Here is a 19,467-nt window from a genome sequence, read left to right on the forward strand (position 1 = left end):
TCCGGAACCAGCACCAACGCCAACTCCGACTCCGGAACCAGAAGTAAAACCGGCACCTAAACCTTCTGATACTTCAAAACCAGAAGTTAAGCCAGAGCTTAAACCACAAACTAATTCGAATACTGCTCCAACAGCTCATGTGAAACCTGTTGGGCAAACTTCAAACTCTAAAGCTGATAAACCTACTTCGAAAAAAGAAACTCCAGCTCTGCCAAACACTGGCGAACAAAATTCAATTCTTGGATTTGCAGGTTTCCTCCTTGCAAGTCTTGGTTTAGCAGGTTTGACTTACAAAGGGCGTCACTAAAAAAATTAACACATAATAAACAAGAACTTGAACGATTGTTCAGGTTCTTTTTGGAATGAAAAAAATTGAATCGTTAAAAATTTAAAAGCTACTATTTTTAGTCTTATTTAAGTTATCTGCTATAAAATATGGTATAATTATTGAGTTGGTCTAGAGAAATTTTTGACCGTTTTTAGAAAAAGGAGTAAACATGAAGAAAAAACTATTGGCAGGAGCCATTACCTTATTATCCGTAGCGACTTTGGCTGCTTGTTCAAAAAGTTCTGAAGGAGCTGACCTCATCAGCATGAAGGGCGATGTCGTCACTGAACATCAATTTTATGAACAAGTCAAAAATAACCCAACTGCGCAACAAGTTTTGCTTAATATGGCCATTGAAAAAGTTTTTGAAAAACAATATGGTTCAGAAGTAACTGATAAAGAAGTGGATGATGCTGTTGCTGAAGAGCAGAAGAAATACGGTGATAGTTATCAAAATGTTCTTTCACGTGCGGGTATGACTCCTGAGACTCGTAAAGCTCAAATTCGCACAAGTAAGTTGGTCGAATTGGCAGTTAAAAAAGCAGCAGAAAATGAATTGACAGACGAAGCTTACCAAAAAGCTTTTGAGTCTTATACGCCAGATGTAACAGCTCAGATCATCCGTATGGATAATGAAGACAAGGCCAAAGAAGTACTTGAAAAAGCAAAAGCAGAAGGAGCTGACTTTGCCCAGTTGGCAAAAGACAACTCAAATGATGACAAGACAAAAGAAAATGGTGGCGAAATCACTTTTGACTCTGCTTCAACAGAACTTCCAGAACAAGTCAAGAAGGCGGCCTTTGCCTTGGATGTGAATGGTGTCTCTGATGTTATCACAGCGACTGGAACACAAGCCTACAGTACCCAATACTACATTATTAAGCTAACCAAGAAAACAGAAAAATCATCAAACCTAGATGACTACAAAGAAAAATTGAAAACGGTCATCCTGGCTCAGAAACAAAACGATTCATCTTTCGTTCAGAGCGTTATCGGAAAAGAATTCCAAGCTGCCAATATTAAAGTGAAAGATCCTGTTTTCCAAAATATCTTTGCCCAATACGTTGGTGGTGCCGATTCAAATTCAAGCAGCAGCTCATCAGCAAAATAAAAAAGAAAATACAAACTTTATCTTGAAGTTTGTATTTTTTAGCAATCAGTTTCAACCAAAGAGCAAAATTCGAAGGATTGGAGGATAAGAGTTTTTTTCTTTCTGAAAAAATGGTATAATAGCAATCAAAACTAGAAAATAAAACGGAATTAGGAACAGTTTTCTCTGTTTCTATTAGAGTGGTGACATATGAAAATTAGTAAAAGGCACCTATTGAACTATTCCATTTTGATTCCTTACCTCCTTTTATCGATTTTGGGTCTAATTGTTGTTTACTCAACGACGAGTGCTACCTTGATTCAAGAAGGAAAAAGCGCTCTTCAGTTAGCTCGGAACCAAGGAATGTTTTGGGGAGTTAGTTTGGTTTTGATTGCCTTAATTTATAAACTGAAACTTGGTTTTTTAAGAAATGAACGCTTGATTTTTATCGTTATGTTTGTAGAGATCATTCTCCTAGCTTTGGCTCGGCTAATTGGGACACCAGTCAATGGTGCCTACGGTTGGATTTCTGTAGGACCTGTAACGATTCAGCCTGCGGAGTACCTTAAGATTATCATTATTTGGTACCTAGCCCATCGTTTTTCAAAACAGCAGGATGAGATAGCTGTTTACGATTTCCAAGTCTTGACTCAGAATCAGTGGTTACCTCGAGCTTTTAACGACTGGCGTTTCGTTTTACTGGTTTTGATTGGTAGTTTGGGAATTTTCCCTGACTTGGGAAATGCGACTATTCTGGTCTTGGTGTCGCTGCTTATGTACACAGTCAGTGGAATTGCCTATCGTTGGTTCTCGACTATTCTAGCTCTCTTAGCAGGAAGTTCCATTTTAGCCTTGTTTGTCATTCGTCTTGTTGGGATTGAGAAGTTTTCTCAAATTCCGGTATTTGGTTACGTTGCTAAACGTTTCAGCGCCTTCTTTAATCCTTTCAATGACTTGGCAGGCGCAGGGCACCAGCTTGCAAATTCCTACTATGCCATGGTGAATGGTGGCTGGTTTGGACTTGGACTAGGAAATTCCATCGAAAAGCGTGGTTATTTGCCAGAAGCCCACACGGATTTCGTCTTTTCGATTGTCATCGAGGAATTTGGATTTGTAGGAGCGAGTATGATTTTGGCACTCCTCTTCTTCTTGATTTTGAGAATCATCCTAGTCGGTATTCGAGCTAAGGATCCCTTTAACTCCATGGTTGCTATCGGTGTCGGAGGTATGATCCTTGTTCAGGTCTTTGTCAATATCGGTGGGATTTCCGGTTTGATTCCTTCTACAGGGGTAACCTTCCCCTTTCTTTCACAAGGTGGGAATAGCCTTCTGGTCTTATCCGTAGCCATTGCCTTTGTACTAAATATCGATGCTAGTGAAAAACGTGCCAAACTTATCAGAGAATTCGAAGGTCAAACTTCTGTTACTCTATAAGGATTGAATGGAAAGGAAAGTATATGTCTCTTCAAAAATTAGAAAACTATAGTAATAAAGCCGTCGTCCAAGAAGAAGTCTTGATTCTGACTGAGCTATTAGAAGATATCACAAAAAATATGCTAGCGCCAGAAACCTTTGAAAAGATTATCCAGTTGAAGGAATTATCAACTAGCGAGAATTATCAAGGGCTCAATGACCTAGTGACCAGTCTTTCGAATGAAGAAATGATTTACATTTCACGCTATTTCTCAATCCTTCCACTCTTGATCAATATCTCTGAGGATGTGGATTTGGCTTATGAGATCAATCACCAAAATAATGTGGACCAAGACTATCTAGGAAAACTGTCAACAACCATTAAGATGGTGGCTGAAAAAGAAAACGCGGCTACAATTTTGGAGCAGCTGAATGTAGTTCCAGTTTTGACTGCCCACCCTACTCAAGTACAACGTAAGAGTATGTTGGATTTGACCAATCACATCCATACTCTTTTGCGTAAGTACCGTGATGTCAAACTAGGCTTGATCAACAAAGAAAAATGGCACACCGATCTCCGTCGTTATATTGAGATTATCATGCAAACGGACATGATTCGCGAGAAGAAATTGAAAGTAACCAACGAAATCACCAACGTGATGGAGTACTATCAAAGTTCTTTTTTGAATGCTGTTCCACGTTTGACGGCTGAGTATAAGAAACTAGCTAAAGAACAAGGTATCGAGCTCCAACATCCAAAACCGATTACCATGGGGATGTGGATCGGAGGAGACCGTGATGGGAATCCTTTCGTAACAGCGGAAACCCTCAACAAATCAGCCTTGACCCAGTGTGAAGTCATCATGAATTATTACGATGAGAAGATTTATAACCTCTATCGTGAATTTTCACTGTCAACCAGCATCGTGAATGTCAGTGACAAGGTTCGTGAGATGGCTCTTAAGTCACAGGATAACTCCATTTATCGTGAAAAAGAACTCTATCGTCGTGCCCTCTTTGACATCCAAGCTAAGATGCGGGCAACCAAGACCTATCTTATCGAAGATAAGGATGTTCATCCAAGATATGCTACCGCGGATGAATTTTACCAAGACTTGTTAGCTATCCGGGATTCTCTCCTTGAGAACAAGGGGGAATACCTGATCTCAGGAGAATTTGTCGAGCTGATGCAAGCAGTTGAAATCTTTGGCTTCTACCTTGCCTCTATCGACATGCGCCAGGATTCTAGCGTTCACGAAGCCTGTGTGGCTGAATTGTTAGCATCAGCTGGTATCAACGATCACTATAGCGATCTGTCTGAAGACGAAAAATGTAGCCTTCTCTTAAAAGAGTTGGAAGAAGACCCTCGTATCCTCTCAGCCACTCATGCTGAAAAGTCAGAACTGCTTGAGAAGGAACTGTCTATCTTTAAAGCTGCCCGCAAGTTGAAGGATAAACTGGGTGAAAATGTCATTCGTCAAACCATCATCTCTCACGCAACAAGTGTATCCGATATGCTCGAACTAGCCATTATGCTTAAGGAAGTCGGCTTGGTGGATGCTCAAAAAGCCCGCGTTCAGATTGTTCCCCTCTTTGAAACGATCGAGGACTTGGATCACTCAGAAGAGACTATGAGAAGATATTTCTCTCTACCTTTGGCTAAAAAATGGATTGCTTCAAAGGATAACTACCAAGAAATCATGCTTGGCTACTCTGATAGTAACAAGGACGGTGGTTACCTGTCATCATGTTGGACCCTCTACAAGGCGCAACAACAACTAACTGCTATTGGAGACGAATTTGGCGTTAAAGTTACCTTCTTCCATGGTCGTGGTGGTACTGTGGGTCGTGGTGGTGGCCCAACTTATGAAGCTATTACATCCCAACCACTCAAATCTATCAAAGACCGCATCCGTCTGACTGAGCAGGGAGAAGTGATTGGAAACAAATACGGAAACAAAGATGCTGCCTATTATAACCTTGAGATGTTGGTTTCTGCAGCCATTAACCGTATGATTACCAAAAAGAAGAGTGATACCAACACATCAAATCGTTACGAAGCTATCATGGATCAAGTAGTGGACCGTAGCTACGATATCTACCGTGATTTGGTCTTTGGAAATGAACATTTCTATGACTATTTCTTCGAGTCAAGCCCAATCAAAGCTATTTCAAGCTTTAACATCGGTTCGCGTCCAGCAGCTCGTAAGACCATCACTGAAATCGGCGGTTTACGTGCTATCCCTTGGGTCTTCTCATGGTCACAAAGTCGTGTCATGTTTCCTGGATGGTATGGCGTGGGTTCAAGCTTCAAAGAATTTATTGATCAAGATCCTGATAATATTGAGATCCTCCGTGATATGTACCAAAACTGGCCTTTCTTCCAATCCCTACTCTCTAATGTGGACATGGTCTTGTCTAAGTCTAACATGAACATTGCCTTCGAATATGCCAAGCTCTGTGAAGATGAAGAAGTGCAAGCCATCTATTACACCATTTTAGATGAATGGCAGTTGACCAAGGACGTTATTTTAGCTATTGAAGGCTATGACGAACTCTTGGCTGAAAACTCTTACCTAAAAGACAGTCTAAACTATCGTATGCCTTACTTTAATATCCTTAACTACATCCAGTTGGAGTTGATTAAACGTCAACGTCGTGGTGAGTTGTCAACAGACGAAGAAAGATTGATCCACACAACTATCAACGGAATTGCAACAGGTTTGCGTAATTCAGGTTGATATTTTCTAAACTTCCTCTTTTTCTAGGGGAAGTTTTTGAATAGTTTGAAAAATTCTAAAAATAGTCTTGACAAGTAATTGAAAAATGATATAATTTAAACATTCAGAAAGTAATCATTGAAGTTTTTTAGAGAGTCTGTGGTTGGTGGAAACAGATAAATGAAAGTGATGAAAATTGGGCTGAATGTTCTTAAGAATTTGAAATCATAAAAATTCGGTGAGCACACCTTACAGTGCAACTCGTGAATGCGAGAAAGAGCGATAGGGATATTCCCTATAATTGAGGTGGCACCGCGCATCGACGTCCTCACACAAGTTTTTTGTGTGAGGACTTTTTTGTTGGAGGAGACTTATGGAATTTAAACGATGGCGTCGCTTGATGATGTGATTTAAAAAGTTAAGGTAAAAGAATTAAGGAGAAAGAAAAATGAAAAATAAACGTTTAATTGGAATTATCGCTGGATTAGCAGTATTGGTAGTGGCTAGCTTGATCTATTCTTCAATGAACAAGCCAGTAGCTAAGGAAGAGCAAAAGGTTGCTAAGGTTGGTGTCCTTCAATTTGTTAGTCACCCATCCTTGGACTTGATTTACCAAGGGATTCAAGATGGACTAGCTGAAGAAGGCTATAAAGGTGACCAAGTGAAAATCGACTTTATGAACTCTGAAGGGGATCAGAGCAAGGTTGCAACCATGAGTAAACAGTTAGTAGCAAATGGAAATGACGTTGTTGTTGGGATTGCGACACCAGCGGCTCAAGGACTTGCAAGTGCTACGAAAGACCTACCAGTTATCATGGCTGCTATTACAGACCCAATCGGTGCTAACTTGGTCAAAGATTTGAAAAAACCAGGTGGCAACATCACAGGGGTATCAGACCACAACCCTGCTGAACAACAAGTAGAGTTGATAAAAACCCTCACACCAAATGTCAAAACAATCGGAGCTCTTTACTCAAGTAGCGAAGATAACTCAAAAACACAGGTAGAAGAATTCAAGGCTTATGCTGAAAAAGCGGGTTTGACAGTCGAAACCTTTGCTGTTCCTTCAACTAACGAAATTGCTTCAACTGTTAATGTTATGACAAGCAAGGTCGACGCAATCTGGGTTCCAATTGACAACACCATCGCATCAGCCTTCCCAACAGTTGTTTCAAGCAACCAAACAGCTAAAAAGCCAATCTATCCAAGTGCCACTGCCATGGTAGAAGCAGGAGGACTGGCATCTGTAGTAGTTGATCAACATGACCTTGGGGTGGCTACTGGTAAGATGATTGCTAAAGTTTTGAAAGGTGAAAAACCAGCTGATACTCCAGTTAATGTCTTCTCAACTGGTAAATCAGTTATCAACAAAAAACTAGCGCAAGAACTTGGTATCACCATTCCTGAGTCTGTTCTAAAAGAAGCAGGACAAGTGATTGAATAAAGATAAAGGAGGAGTTGGGGACATCTCCTCCCATTTTTACTAAAGAAAGAAATGAGTGAAAGATTATGATAGTATCCATTATTTCTCAGGGGATGGTCTGGGCGATTCTAGGTTTGGGAATCTTTATGACTTTTCGAATTTTGAATTTTCCAGATATGACTACTGAGGGCTCTTTTCCTCTAGGAGGAGCAGTGGCTGTAACCTTGATAACACAGGGAGTCAATCCATTTTTAGCGACCTTGGCTGCAGTAGGAGCGGGCTGTCTAGCTGGTATGGCGACGGGACTCTTATATACCAAAGGAAAAATCCCAACCCTCTTATCAGGGATTTTGGTTATGACTTCCTGCCATTCCATCATGCTCATGATTATGGGGCGTGCCAATCTGGGGCTTCTTGGAACCAAGCAAATTCAGGATGTCTTGCCTTTCGATTCAGACCTCAATCAACTCCTGACTGGCTTTATCTTTGTTGCTCTTGTTATTGGTCTCATGCTCTTTTTCCTAGATACCAAACTAGGTCAAGCCTACATCGCTACAGGTGACAATCCCGATATGGCTCGTAGTTTTGGAATCCATACTGGTCGTATGGAACTCATGGGTTTGGTTCTTTCAAATGGGATTATCGCGCTTGCAGGGGCCTTAATTGCTCAACAAGAAGGATATGCAGATGTTTCTCGAGGAATTGGAGTGATTGTCGTAGGGCTTGCTAGCTTGATTATTGGTGAGGTATTGTTCAAGAGTTTGACCTTGGCAGAGCGACTTATGACCATCGTTGTAGGCTCTATCGCTTATCAGTTCCTCGTTTGGGGAGTGATTGCTCTTGGGTTTAATACAAGTTATCTTCGTTTGTACAGCGCCTTGATTTTGGCAGTTTGCCTCATGATTCCAACCTTCAAAAGCAAATACCTGAAAGGAGTCAAGTTTAGCAAATGACAGCAATTGTAGAATTAAAAAATGCTACCAAAGTCATCACGAATGGCTTTGACGAGGAAAACATCATTCTGAATGATGTTTCTCTTGAAATTTTTGAACATGATTTCATTACCATCCTAGGAGGGAATGGAGCTGGAAAGTCAACGCTTTTTAACACTATTGCAGGTACCCTACCTTTAACAAGCGGAAGTATCCGTATCATGGGCGAGGATGTGACTCATTTTTCACCTGAAAAGAGGGCTAAGTATTTGTCTCGCGTCTTTCAGGATCCTAAGATGGGTACGGCTCCCCGTATGACGGTAGCGGAAAATCTCTTGATTGCCAAGTTTCGTGGTGAGAAGAGAGGACTCCTTCCTAGAAGGCTATCAAGCCATAGGGAAGAGTTTCAGTCTACCATTGAAAAAGTGGGAAATGGCCTTGAAAAACATCTGGACACTCCTATTGAATTTCTGTCAGGTGGACAACGTCAGGCCTTGAGTCTCTTGATGGCAACCTTGAAACGACCAGAGTTGCTCTTGTTGGACGAACACACAGCGGCCCTTGACCCAAAAACAAGTGTGGCCTTGATGGAATTAACAGATGACTTTGTCAGCAAGGATCATCTGACAGCCTTGATGATTACCCACCATATGGAAGACGCTCTCAAGTATGGAAACCGTCTGATTGTCATGAAAGAAGGTCGTATCATCCAAGACCTCAATAAAGAAGAAAAAGCTAAGATGAAGATTTCAGACTACTATCAATTGTTTGAGTAAAGTAGAGAATTGTTCATAAAAAATAGTAAAGAAAAACTTAGAAGTACGGAAGTGTTTCTGAGTTTTTTATCTCCTCTTTCTATCTAGAAAAATAAGGCAAAGAGAATTACGGAAAGCGTATGAAATGGTTTACTTTTTTTCAGAAATAAGCTATACTAGTTTACGTGAAATTATGATAAGATGGAGGTATTGTGTATGGTTGACAAGCAAGTCATTGAAGAAATCAAAAACAATGCCAACATTGTGGAAGTCATAGGTGATGTGATTTCTTTACAAAAGGCTGGACGGAACTATTTAGGGCTCTGTCCTTTTCATGGTGAAAAGACCCCCTCTTTCAACGTTGTGGAAGACAAGCAGTTTTATCACTGTTTTGGATGTGGTCGTTCAGGGGATGTCTTTAAGTTCATCGAAGAATACCAAGGCGTGTCCTTCATGGAAGCCGTTCAGCTCTTGGGAGAGCGCGTCGGTATTCAACTAGCTATTCCTGTCCAGTCTCGTCCTCAACAAGCTTCCCCTCATCAAGCTCTATATGAGATGCATGAAGAAGCTGCTCGCTTTTACCATGCAATTCTCATGACGACCAAGATGGGAGAAGAAGCAAGGGCTTATCTCTACAAACGTGGATTGACAGATGATGTTCTGAAGCACTTCCAAATTGGACTAGCTCCAGCTGAGAGAACCTATCTCTATCAACGTTTGGCTGACAAGTTCGAGGAAAAGGATTTATTGGATTCGGGCCTGTTTAACCTGTCAGATGGCAATCAATTTTATGATACTTTTTTTGGACGTATCATCTTTCCTTTGACCAATGACAAGGGGCAGGTTATTGCTTTTTCAGGTCGTATCTGGCAAGAAACTGATACTCAGACTGCCAAATATAAAAATAGTCGCTCGACTGCAATTTTTAACAAGAGTTACGAATTGTATCATTTGGACAAGGCTAAAAAAGCAACTGGAAAGACAGCAGAACTCTACCTGATGGAAGGTTTCATGGATGTGATCGCGGCCTACCGTGCTGGCATAGAAAATGCTGTGGCTTCCATGGGGACAGCTCTGAGCAAGGAACATGTTGATCACCTCAAACGCTTCACCAAAAAGATAGTTCTCAGCTATGATGGTGACAAGGCAGGGCAGGCAGCAACAGCCAAGGCATTAGAGGAGTTAAAAGACTTTTCAGTGGAGGTTGTTCGAGTACCTGATGCCATGGACCCAGATGAGTATTTGCAAAAGAATTCTGCTGAAGACCTGGCTTACCTCTTAACAAAGACTCGGATCAGTCCTATAGAGTTCTATATACACCAGCTCAAGCCAGAAAATAGTGATAACTTGCAAGCGCAAATCGAGTTCATTGAAAAGATTGCTCCCTTAATTGCCAAAGAAAAGTCTATCACTGCCCAGAATTCCTATATCCACATTCTTGCGGATAACCTACCTTCCTTTGATTACCAGCAGGTGGAGCAGATTGTAAATGAAAGTCGGATTGTTCAGAGACAGGAGAGGGTCAAGGAGCATCCTACACCGGTAGCGATTAGTTTGCCTGTGACGCGTCAACTGACAGCAGTTATGAGAGCAGAGGCTCATCTCCTTTATAGGATGGCAGAGAATCCAGTTGTGTTAAATGACTACCGATTAAGAGAAGACTTTTTCTTTGATACCCCAGAATTTCAGATTCTTTACGAATTATTAAGTGTAGAGGGACAAATCGGATCAGAGGAGCTTTCTCATCAGACTCCTGAGGTTGAAAATGCCTGGTACCACGTGCTTAGTCTGGATTTGCCAGCTGAGATGTCGCCTCAAGAGTTAGTGGAAGTCGAAGAGACTCGAAACCGTGCCCTCCTCGGCAAGGATAACTTAAGAATTAAAAAGAAAGTGCAGGAAGCTAGTCATGTAGGAGATACAGACACAGCCTTGGAAGAATTGCAACGATTGATTTCCCAAAAGAGAAGAATGGAGTAATAATGGCAACAAAACAAAAAGAAGTAACGACATTTGATGTGCAAGTAGCAGACTTTATCCGTAACCACAAAAAAACAGGAACAGCAACAGATGATGAAATCAATTCAAGTCTGGTTATTCCTTTTACCCTAGATGCAGACGGCATTGAAGACCTTTTGCAACGGATTCAGGATGCTGGCATTTCTATTACGGATAACGAAGGGAATCCAAGTGCACGTGTCCTTAGTACAGAAGAAGAGCCGGAACTCAGTGATGAGGATTTGATTGGCTCAACCTCTGCCAAGGTTAATGACCCAGTCCGTATGTATTTGAAGGAAATCGGGGTAGTTCCTCTCTTGACCAATGAAGAGGAAAAAGAATTGGCCCTAGCAGTTGAAGCTGGTGATATCGAAGCCAAACAACGTCTTGCGGAAGCCAACCTTCGTTTGGTAGTTTCGATTGCTAAGCGCTACGTAGGGCGTGGTATGCAGTTTCTTGACTTGATCCAAGAAGGAAACATGGGCTTGATGAAGGCCGTGGACAAGTTTGACTATTCAAAAGGATTCAAGTTTTCTACTTACGCAACTTGGTGGATTCGTCAGGCGATTACCCGTGCCATCGCTGATCAGGCTCGTACCATTCGTATTCCTGTTCACATGGTGGAAACGATTAACAAGCTTGTCCGTGAACAGCGGAATCTCCTTCAAGAATTGGGTCAAGATCCAACTCCTGAACAAATCGCTGAGCGTATGGATATGACACCTGACAAGGTCCGTGAAATCTTGAAAATCGCCCAAGAGCCAGTATCACTTGAAACACCGATTGGTGAAGAGGACGATAGCCATCTTGGGGACTTTATCGAAGACGAAGTGATTGAAAATCCAGTAGACTACACAACTCGTATCGTTTTGCGTGAGCAGTTGGATGAAGTCTTGGATACTCTCACAGACCGTGAAGAAAACGTCTTGCGCTTGCGCTTCGGGTTAGATGATGGGAAAATGCGTACTCTTGAAGATGTTGGTAAAGTCTTTAACGTGACTCGTGAACGTATCCGTCAGATCGAGGCCAAGGCTTTGAGAAAATTGCGCCAACCAAGTCGCAGCAAACCGCTTCGTGATTTTATTGAAGATTAGAGTGAGGATGAACATGGCTTATACAGAAGAGCAAATTGAGGCTATCAAAACCCGCATTTTGAATGCCTTGGAAGAAGTCATCGATCCTGAGTTGGGAATTGATATTGTCAACCTAGGTTTGATTTATGAAATTCGTTTTGATGGTGAAACTGGTCACACTGAAATTGATATGACCTTGACAACTATGGGCTGCCCACTGGCTGACCTTTTGACAGACCAGATACACGATGCGATGACAGATGTGCCTGAAGTAACCAATACCGAAGTTAAATTGGTCTGGTATCCAGCTTGGACGGTTGAAAAAATGAGCCGATACGCACGTATCGCCCTAGGAATTAAATAAAGACTAAGAAAAATGTGAGAGACGATTGGAAAATAGGGTAAATTCCTCTTTTTCCTCTTGTCTCTTCTTTCTTTTGCTGATTTTCTGGAAATAAAATGGTATAATGAATGGTATGGAAAACGAAAAATTGCGTGTCAATATGCTAAGTTCAAGTGAAAAAGTGGCTGGTCAGGGAGTATCAGGAGCCTACCGTGAGTTGGTACGTCTCCTACATCGTGATGCCCAAGATCAGTTAATTGTTACGGAGAATCTTCCTGTTGAGGCAGATGTAACCCACTTTCATACCATTGATTTCCCTTATTATTTATCTACATTCCAAAAGAAGCGATCTGGGAGAAAAATTGGCTATGTGCATTTTTTGCCTGATACGCTTGAGGGGAGTTTGAAAATTCCATTTTTCTTAAAGGGAATTATCAAGCGCTATGTTTTTTCATTTTACAACAGAATGGAACACCTAGTGGTGGTCAATCCCATGTTTATCGAGGATTTGGTGGCGGCTGGTATTCCACGTGAAAAAGTAACTTATATTCCAAACTTTGTAAATAAGGAAAAATGGCATCCACTGCCAGCTGACCAAGTAGCAAAACTTCGTCAGGAAATGGATTTAGCTGAGGATCAGTTTGTTGTTGTCGGTGCAGGTCAGGTTCAGAAACGTAAAGGTATTGATGACTTTATCCGCCTTGCGGAGGAATTGCCAGAAATTACTTTTATCTGGGCTGGTGGTTTTTCATTTGGCGGGATGACAGATGGTTATGAACGCTATAAAAAAATCATGGACAATCCACCTAAAAATCTAATTTTCCCAGGTATTGTTCCTCCAGAGCGAATGCGAGAACTCTACGCTTTGGCTGATCTCTTCTTGCTACCAAGTTACAACGAACTATTCCCTATGACCATCTTAGAGGCAGCTAGTTGTGAAGCACCGATTATGTTGAGAGATTTAGATCTATACAAGGTCATTCTCGAAGGGAATTATCGTGCGACAAGTGATGTTTCAGAGATGAGAGAAGCCATTCTCGAATACAAAGATCATCCTGAAAAGTTGAAAGACTTGAAAGAAAAAGCTAGAGAGATTTCTAAAGAGTATTCCGAGGAGCATTTATTGGAAATCTGGTTGAAGTTCTATCGGGAGCAGGCGGCTCTAGGCAAAAAGTGAGGTAATCTATGCGAATTGGTTTATTTACTGACACCTATTTCCCTCAAGTTTCTGGGGTTGCGACCAGTATTCGAACCTTGAAGACAGAACTTGAAAAGCAAGGGCATGCAGTTTTTATCTTTACAACTACCGATAAAGACGTGAACCGATACGAGGATTGGCAAATTATTCGCATTCCGAGTGTCCCTTTCTTTGCATTTAAAGATCGACGATTTGCCTATCGTGGTTTTACAAAGGCGCTTGAAATTGCCAAACAGTATCAACTTGATATCATTCATACCCAGACAGAATTTTCACTTGGTTTGCTAGGGATTTGGATTGCGAGAGAATTGAAAATTCCTGTTATCCATACCTACCATACCCAGTATGAAGACTATGTGCATTACATTGCTAAGGGTATGCTGATTCGGCCAAGTATGGTAAAATATCTGGTACGAGGCTTCCTTCACGATGTGGATGGAGTGATTTGTCCTAGTGAGATTGTTCGGGACCTTCTATCTAAGTACAAGGTCAAGGTTGAAAAGCGTGTTATCCCAACTGGAATTGAGTTGGCTAAGTTTGAACGACCTGAGATCAAAGAGGAAAACTTACAAGAACTCCGTTCGAAGTTAGGTATTCAGGAAGGCGAGAAAATGTTACTGAGTCTTTCTCGTATTTCCTATGAGAAAAATATCCAAGCAGTCATAGCCGCCTTTGCACAGGTTTTGAAAGAAGAAGACAAGGTGAAGCTGGTTGTTGCTGGTGACGGTCCCTATCTGGACAGTCTGAAAGAGCAAGCAGTGAAATTAAACCTGCAAAAACATGTGATTTTTACAGGTATGATTTCTCCAAGTGAGACAGCTTTATACTATAAGGCTGCAGATTTCTTCATCTCTGCCTCTACTAGTGAAACCCAAGGATTAACTTATCTAGAGAGTTTAGCCAGTGGAACGCCTGTCATTGCTCATGGCAATCCTTATCTGGATAATCTGATAAGTGACAAAATGTTTGGAACCCTCTACTATGGAGAGCATGATCTTGCTGGTGCAATCTTGGAGGCCTTGATCGCCACTCCAGATATGGATGAGCAGAAGTTGGCTGACAAGTTGTATGAGATTTCGGCTGAGAATTTTGGGAAACGAGTTCATGAGTTTTATCTCGATGCGATGATTTCAAATAAATTTGAGCAGGAACTACGTGGCGACGAACCCATGACACAGCGATTCTTAAAAACTATTTTGTACCTACCTCAGCAGGCTGTTTCAGCTCCAGTTAAAGAGTCCAAACGAATATTAAAGGCTTCTAAAAAGCAATTGTCTAGCATCCGGGATTACTGGAGAGATTAGTAAAAATATAGGAGAATAAAATATGGCAAAAAAATTTATGAGAAGTGGTAGAGATCAAAAAATTGGAGGCGTTTGCGCAGGTGTAGCCCACTATTTTGATATTGACCCTACCATTGTCCGTGTGATTTGGGGCGTTCTTGCCTTTTGTTATGGGGCAGGGGTACTTGCTTACTTGATTTTATGGGTAATTGCACCTGTTTCTAGCGAATATTAAAAGAGAATCAGAATAGAACAAAGAGAAATAAAAAGGAGTCCAGATGGCTTTTGGAGATAATGGAAAACGTAAAAAAACAATGTTTGAAAAAGTAACGCTTTTTGTCGTGCTAATTATGTTGTTTGTAACCCTTGCTGGTATCTTTGCGACAGCACTTGGAGCTTTTAGCAGATTCTAAGCAAGTTGCTAAGATAGAAACAATAACTAATGACTGGATTTTCCAGTCCTTTTTAAAGTGAGAAGAAAATATGAGTATGTTTTTAGATACAGCTAAGATCAAGGTCAAGGCTGGTAATGGTGGCGATGGCATGGTCGCCTTTCGCCGTGAAAAGTATGTCCCGAATGGCGGTCCTTGGGGTGGTGATGGCGGACGTGGTGGTAACGTTGTTTTCGTTGTGGATGAAGGCTTGCGTACCTTGATGGATTTCCGCTATAACCGTCATTTCAAGGCCGAATCTGGTGAAAAAGGAATGACTAAAGGAATGCATGGACGTGGTGCAGAAGATCTTCGTGTTCGCGTACCACAAGGAACGACTGTACGTGATGCAGAAACAGGTAAAGTCATTACAGACTTGATTGCACATGGTCAAGAATTTATCGTGGCCCATGGTGGTCGAGGTGGTCGAGGGAATATCCGTTTTGCAACACCAAAAAATCCTGCACCTGAGATTTCTGAGAATGGGGAGCCAGGTCAAGAACGTGAGTTGCAACTAGAATTAAAAATCTTGGCGGATGTCGGTCTGGTCGGTTTCCCATCTGTTGGAAAGTCAACTCTGCTTAGTGTCATTACTTCAGCCAAACCAAAGATTGGTGCCTACCACTTTACGACAATTGTCCCAAATCTTGGGATGGTTCGTACCCAGTCAGGTGAATCGTTTGCCGTAGCGGACCTGCCAGGTTTGATTGAGGGAGCTAGCCAGGGTGTCGGCTTGGGGACTCAGTTCCTTCGTCATATTGAACGCACTCGAGTCATCCTTCATATCGTCGATATGTCGGCGAGCGAAGGTCGCGATCCCTACGAAGATTATCTTGCTATCAATAAGGAATTGGAGTCATACAACCTTCGTCTTATGGAGCGTCCTCAGATCATCGTAGCCAACAAGATGGACATGCCTGAAAGTCAGGAAAATCTTGAAGCCTTCAAGAAAAAATTAGCAGCAAACTACGACGAGTTTGAAGAACTACCAGCCATCTTCCCTATTTCTGGTTTAACCAAGCAAGGGTTGGCTACTCTTTTGGATGCGACAGCTGAATTGTTAGATAAGACTCCAGAGTTCTTGCTCTATGATGAGTCTGATATGGAAGAAGAAGCTTACTATGGCTTTGATGAGGAAGAAAAAGCCTTTGAAATTAGCCGCGATGATGATGCTACATGGGTACTTTCTGGTGAAAAACTCATGAAACTCTTTAACATGACCAACTTTGATCGTGATGAGTCTGTCATGAAGTTTGCTCGTCAGTTACGTGGTATGGGGGTTGACGAAGCCCTTCGTGCGCGTGGAGCCAAGGATGGAGACTTGGTACGAATCGGTAAATTTGAGTTTGAATTTGTAGACTAGGAGATTGATATGGGAGATAAACCAATATCATTCCGAGATGCAGATGGAAATTTTGTTTCTGCGGCAGATGTATGGAATGAAAAGAAACTAGAAGAATTGTTTAATCGTCTCAATCCCAAACGTGCTCTTAGATTAGCACGAGAAAAAAAAGGCAATGAGAAGGCTGATAAAGAAGAAAAATAGCCTATCGACATTGATAAAACAGAACCCCGTGATTGTATTCATCACGGGGAATTTTTTAGTCATTGAAGAAAAATGGTGGCGCAAATTTTTTAAGAATTTCAAAGCAAGTCTGTGCTTCTTCAGCATTTTCACAGATAAGAAGGCAGACGTCATCACCACATACTGTGGCAATGATTTGTTTAAAATTGAGAGCATCGAGAACAGCTCCAAACGATTGGGCAAGGCCTGGCAAGGTTTTGAGGACAACCTGATGCTGGACAGGACGTAGCATGACTAAGCCATCTTCCATATAGTTTTCCAAGCGTTTTTCCCATTTGGAGATGGAACCAGTATTTAAAACATAGTAAGAATGTTCTGCTTCGCGAACCTTTGAAAGATTCATAGTCTTGATATCGCGTGAGAGAGTAGCCTGTGTGACTTGGATGTCGTTTTCAGCTAGTAAAGCTTGCAACTCTGCCTGTGTATGAATCTTATTTTTAGCTACAAGTGCACGGATGAGTTGGTGTCTATGTTCAGATTTATTCATATGAGGCTGACTCCTTTTATGAGGGGATGGTGATGGAGGATTGTGTGAGATCGACTGTTAAGTGATAGTCTGTATTATCACGGACAGTAATTTCAAAGTCGGTAGTATAGAGAACAAGGCGAAGTGTGTCACCTTTTTTCAGCTTGTAAATCGTAGGTTGTAGGGCAAATTGGATTTCCATCCATTTTTCAGCTTCTATGCTCTCAACAGTTAGTAAGTCATTTCTATTTTGTAAATTAAGGTAGCCTTTGGTGATGACACGTTGGGCGCTTGGAGTAAATGGCAGTTCGCAGAGATTTTCTAACATGTGGTAGCGACCGTTGTCAATGGTTCTAGCACTTAAAACAGCTGGATAAGGCTGTAGATATTTCTTTTGTCCAAGTTCTAGCAGTTGAGCAGACAATAAGCCCTTGTTTGTACTTGATTTGACACGAAGTTTCAGCTCCACTCTACCATTTAAGTGAATATCTTGAGTTACTGGAAGGTCAATGGTGATTTGATTGGCTTTTCCTTGGTAAAGTTCTGTGTTGAAGGTCTGGTAAGTCTTGCCATAACGCTCAAAATCTTCTTGTTCATAGTGGTTTTGAATCACTTTTTCCTCATTACCAAGAGAGAAGGTATGCAGTTCATCTTCTTTGCCAAAGTCATCAAGGCACTGCCATGTTTGAGGTACAGTATTGTCTTGCCAGATAACAGTAGGAAGTTGATAGTCTGTTGTAAGTCCTAACAATTTCTTACTTAACAAGGCATTCATGGACTCTCGGAAGTCAATCGACTGCCAGTTATTCATATAAACATGAGCCCCATGATGGAAAAATAGGTGCTTATTGATATTAGTTGGAAGAGCATGAAACATCTGGTAAACATGAAGAGGTTTGACATTCCAATCCTGAGAACCATGCGTAAAGACGACCTCAGCCTGAACCTTGTGAGCATTGAGCAGATAGTTGCGGTCATGCCAAAACTGATTGTAGTCACCAGTCTTGCGATCTAAATGTTCTTTTACCTTCTCTAAGTCTGCCTGATGAGCTTCATTACCACGGATATAGTCACCAGCTAAGAGATTGCGGGAGTAGGTCAATTCAGCAAGTGAGTCAAAATCCTCACCTGGATAACCACCAGGGCTGGTCACAAGACCATTTTCCCGATAGTAGTTATACCAAGAGGAAATACCTGCTTCAGCGATGATCACTTCTAAGCCATCAACACCAGTTGTCGCAAGACCATTAGACATGGTTCCTAGATAGGAAATACCTGTTGTTGCAACTTTTCCGTTTGACCAGTCAGCCTTGATTTGACGTTTGCGCGTGTGGTCAGTAAAGGCACGACAACGACCATTAAGCCAGTCAATGACATTTTTATATGCTTCAATCTGCTGGTAGTCCCCATTGGTCATGAGACCTTGGGAATCCTTGGTTCCAACACCCGATACATAGAGATTGGCAAATCCTCTTGGGAGGAAGTAATCGTTGAGAGTATAAGAACTATTGATGTGAGCTAGCTTTTCTTCAGTTTCAGAGACGGTTTCTGCTTGACCATGAGGCTCGACAAAATTCAGCTTAGGCTCCTCGAGCTCAATGGTGTGGGGTAGCTTGACCTCAAGCTCTCCTTCCATTTTGTAGAGAGCCTTGTCGCTGGCTGTGTCGTTGGTGCCTTGGTGATAAGGGCTGGCAGTCATAAGAGCAGGGACTTGTCCATCGTGGCGTGGACGAATAATGCTGACCTTGACTAAGTCAGGGAGTCCGTCTTTATCAGTATCCACACTGCTCTCGACATACACGACTTCACGAATGACATCATGAGTAGAGAAGGTTGCTAAGCTCTTGCCGTTAAAGTAGTGGTAGTGATTATCTTCTGCAATAAGCCCATCACTAACAAGCTGGTCAATGAGTGTATTTCCCTTTTTGGTTCGCGTATTTAGCAATTGATAAAGATTTTCAATGAGATCTCCATAAACAATAGGAAATCCAGTTTCTTTACGGAATTGTTCGGCGTCCTCAAAGTCAACAAGATAGCTAAATCCTAAAAGTTGAAAAGCCACAGTATAAAAAATCTCAGGAGTCAGGTCACAATCTGACTGAAAGAAGGTAAGGAGATCAGTCTCCTTGTCTGCAGCTAAGACAGACAAAGGATAGTCGGTATTTTTATAAGTGAAAAAACTCCAGCGGACAAATTGTTCAAGTTGTTTTTTTGATGCTTGTTCTGGTGCCAACCTCAAACCAAGCTGGGATAACTCGCGTAAAACTTGCGAATGAGAAACGTGAAGATAGCTGAATTGATTAAAACGCATGGCGCTCTCCTTTGGAAATATTCTAAATTTAGTATATCAAAAATAAGGTAAAAAAGATATTGTTGACCTGTGATGAAGTCACTTTAAAAGGAATGGTCTTCTACCTTTTCATTCTAGTTTT

At 41.5% G+C, this 19,467-nt stretch carries 18 protein-coding genes and 1 other annotated feature; of the genes, 16 read left to right on the top strand and 2 right to left on the bottom strand.

Annotated elements, in window-relative coordinates:
* From BLS46_RS09875 to BLS46_RS01540, 16 genes are all read left to right on the top strand, one after another.
* The coding region (locus BLS46_RS09875) for an LPXTG cell wall anchor domain-containing protein (RefSeq protein WP_180364030.1) at positions 1 to 307 on the top strand (307 nt) is incomplete at its 5' end.
* Between the two features lie 190 nt (positions 308 to 497).
* The gene (prsA, locus tag BLS46_RS01470) at positions 498 to 1,439 is read left to right on the top strand and encodes a peptidylprolyl isomerase PrsA (RefSeq protein ID WP_093585053.1); all 942 of its coding nucleotides are present in this window, start codon (positions 498 to 500) and stop codon (positions 1,437 to 1,439) included.
* A gap of 189 nt (positions 1,440 to 1,628) precedes the next feature.
* Positions 1,629 to 2,852, top strand: a complete 1,224-nt coding sequence (gene ftsW / locus BLS46_RS01475) for a cell division peptidoglycan polymerase FtsW (RefSeq protein ID WP_093585056.1) — start codon at positions 1,629 to 1,631, stop codon at positions 2,850 to 2,852.
* 23 nt (positions 2,853 to 2,875) lie between these two features.
* Positions 2,876 to 5,572 carry a phosphoenolpyruvate carboxylase gene (ppc, locus tag BLS46_RS01480; RefSeq protein WP_093585059.1) on the top strand — a complete coding sequence of 899 codons (2,697 nt, stop codon included), beginning with the start codon at positions 2,876 to 2,878 and terminating at the stop codon, positions 5,570 to 5,572.
* 95 nt (positions 5,573 to 5,667) lie between these two features.
* Positions 5,668 to 5,884: a binding site (T-box leader), on the top strand.
* Positions 5,885 to 5,999: 115 nt separating this feature from the next.
* Complete coding sequence (gene trpX, locus BLS46_RS01485) at positions 6,000 to 6,995, top strand: tryptophan ABC transporter substrate-binding protein (protein ID WP_093585062.1); 996 nt, start codon at positions 6,000 to 6,002, stop codon at positions 6,993 to 6,995.
* A gap of 65 nt (positions 6,996 to 7,060) precedes the next feature.
* Positions 7,061 to 7,927, top strand: a complete 867-nt coding sequence (locus BLS46_RS01490) for an ABC transporter permease (RefSeq protein WP_061409118.1) — start codon at positions 7,061 to 7,063, stop codon at positions 7,925 to 7,927.
* A complete protein-coding gene (locus BLS46_RS01495) occupies positions 7,924 to 8,682 on the top strand; it encodes an ABC transporter ATP-binding protein (protein WP_093585064.1) in 759 nt (252 codons plus the stop codon). The genes BLS46_RS01490 and BLS46_RS01495 overlap by 4 nt, the downstream gene beginning before the upstream one ends.
* A gap of 195 nt (positions 8,683 to 8,877) precedes the next feature.
* Entirely contained in the window at positions 8,878 to 10,638 is a 1,761-nt protein-coding gene (dnaG, locus tag BLS46_RS01500; RefSeq protein ID WP_093585067.1) for a DNA primase, read from the top strand.
* Positions 10,639 to 10,640: 2 nt separating this feature from the next.
* The gene (gene rpoD / locus BLS46_RS01505; protein ID WP_000201893.1) at positions 10,641 to 11,750 is read left to right on the top strand and encodes an RNA polymerase sigma factor RpoD; all 1,110 of its coding nucleotides are present in this window, start codon (positions 10,641 to 10,643) and stop codon (positions 11,748 to 11,750) included.
* 13 nt (positions 11,751 to 11,763) lie between these two features.
* A complete protein-coding gene (locus tag BLS46_RS01510) occupies positions 11,764 to 12,093 on the top strand; it encodes a metal-sulfur cluster assembly factor (protein ID WP_033585983.1) in 330 nt (109 codons plus the stop codon).
* A 112-nt stretch (positions 12,094 to 12,205) separates the two neighbouring features.
* Positions 12,206 to 13,249 (top strand): glycosyltransferase family 4 protein, encoded by a 1,044-nt coding sequence (locus BLS46_RS01515; RefSeq protein WP_180364032.1) that lies wholly within the window; start codon positions 12,206 to 12,208, stop codon positions 13,247 to 13,249.
* A gap of 8 nt (positions 13,250 to 13,257) precedes the next feature.
* A complete protein-coding gene (locus BLS46_RS01520; RefSeq protein ID WP_093585070.1) occupies positions 13,258 to 14,574 on the top strand; it encodes a glycosyltransferase family 4 protein in 1,317 nt (438 codons plus the stop codon).
* 22 nt (positions 14,575 to 14,596) lie between these two features.
* Positions 14,597 to 14,788, top strand: coding sequence for a PspC domain-containing protein (locus tag BLS46_RS01525; protein ID WP_001074503.1), 192 nt, complete (start codon positions 14,597 to 14,599; stop codon positions 14,786 to 14,788).
* 43 nt (positions 14,789 to 14,831) lie between these two features.
* Positions 14,832 to 14,966, top strand: coding sequence for a DUF4044 domain-containing protein (locus BLS46_RS01530; protein WP_000863854.1), 135 nt, complete (start codon positions 14,832 to 14,834; stop codon positions 14,964 to 14,966).
* Between the two features lie 70 nt (positions 14,967 to 15,036).
* Positions 15,037 to 16,347: a GTPase ObgE gene (obgE, locus tag BLS46_RS01535; protein ID WP_093585073.1), complete on the top strand. Its 1,311-nt coding sequence runs from the start codon at positions 15,037 to 15,039 to the stop codon at positions 16,345 to 16,347.
* Between the two features lie 9 nt (positions 16,348 to 16,356).
* Positions 16,357 to 16,530 (top strand): hypothetical protein, encoded by a 174-nt coding sequence (locus tag BLS46_RS01540; RefSeq protein ID WP_000502573.1) that lies wholly within the window; start codon positions 16,357 to 16,359, stop codon positions 16,528 to 16,530.
* Between the two features lie 55 nt (positions 16,531 to 16,585).
* Here the strand turns inward: BLS46_RS01540 and BLS46_RS01545 are convergent, their stop codons facing one another.
* Positions 16,586 to 17,056, bottom strand: coding sequence for an arginine repressor (locus tag BLS46_RS01545; RefSeq protein WP_001043007.1), 471 nt, complete (start codon positions 17,054 to 17,056; stop codon positions 16,586 to 16,588).
* A 16-nt stretch (positions 17,057 to 17,072) separates the two neighbouring features.
* Positions 17,073 to 19,346 carry a Xaa-Pro dipeptidyl-peptidase gene (locus BLS46_RS01550; RefSeq protein ID WP_093585076.1) on the bottom strand — a complete coding sequence of 758 codons (2,274 nt, stop codon included), beginning with the start codon at positions 19,344 to 19,346 and terminating at the stop codon, positions 17,073 to 17,075.
* Positions 19,347 to 19,467 lie beyond the last annotated feature (121 nt).

The organism is Streptococcus sp. NLAE-zl-C503, assembly GCF_900104285.1.
GTDB lineage: Bacteria > Bacillota > Bacilli > Lactobacillales > Streptococcaceae > Streptococcus.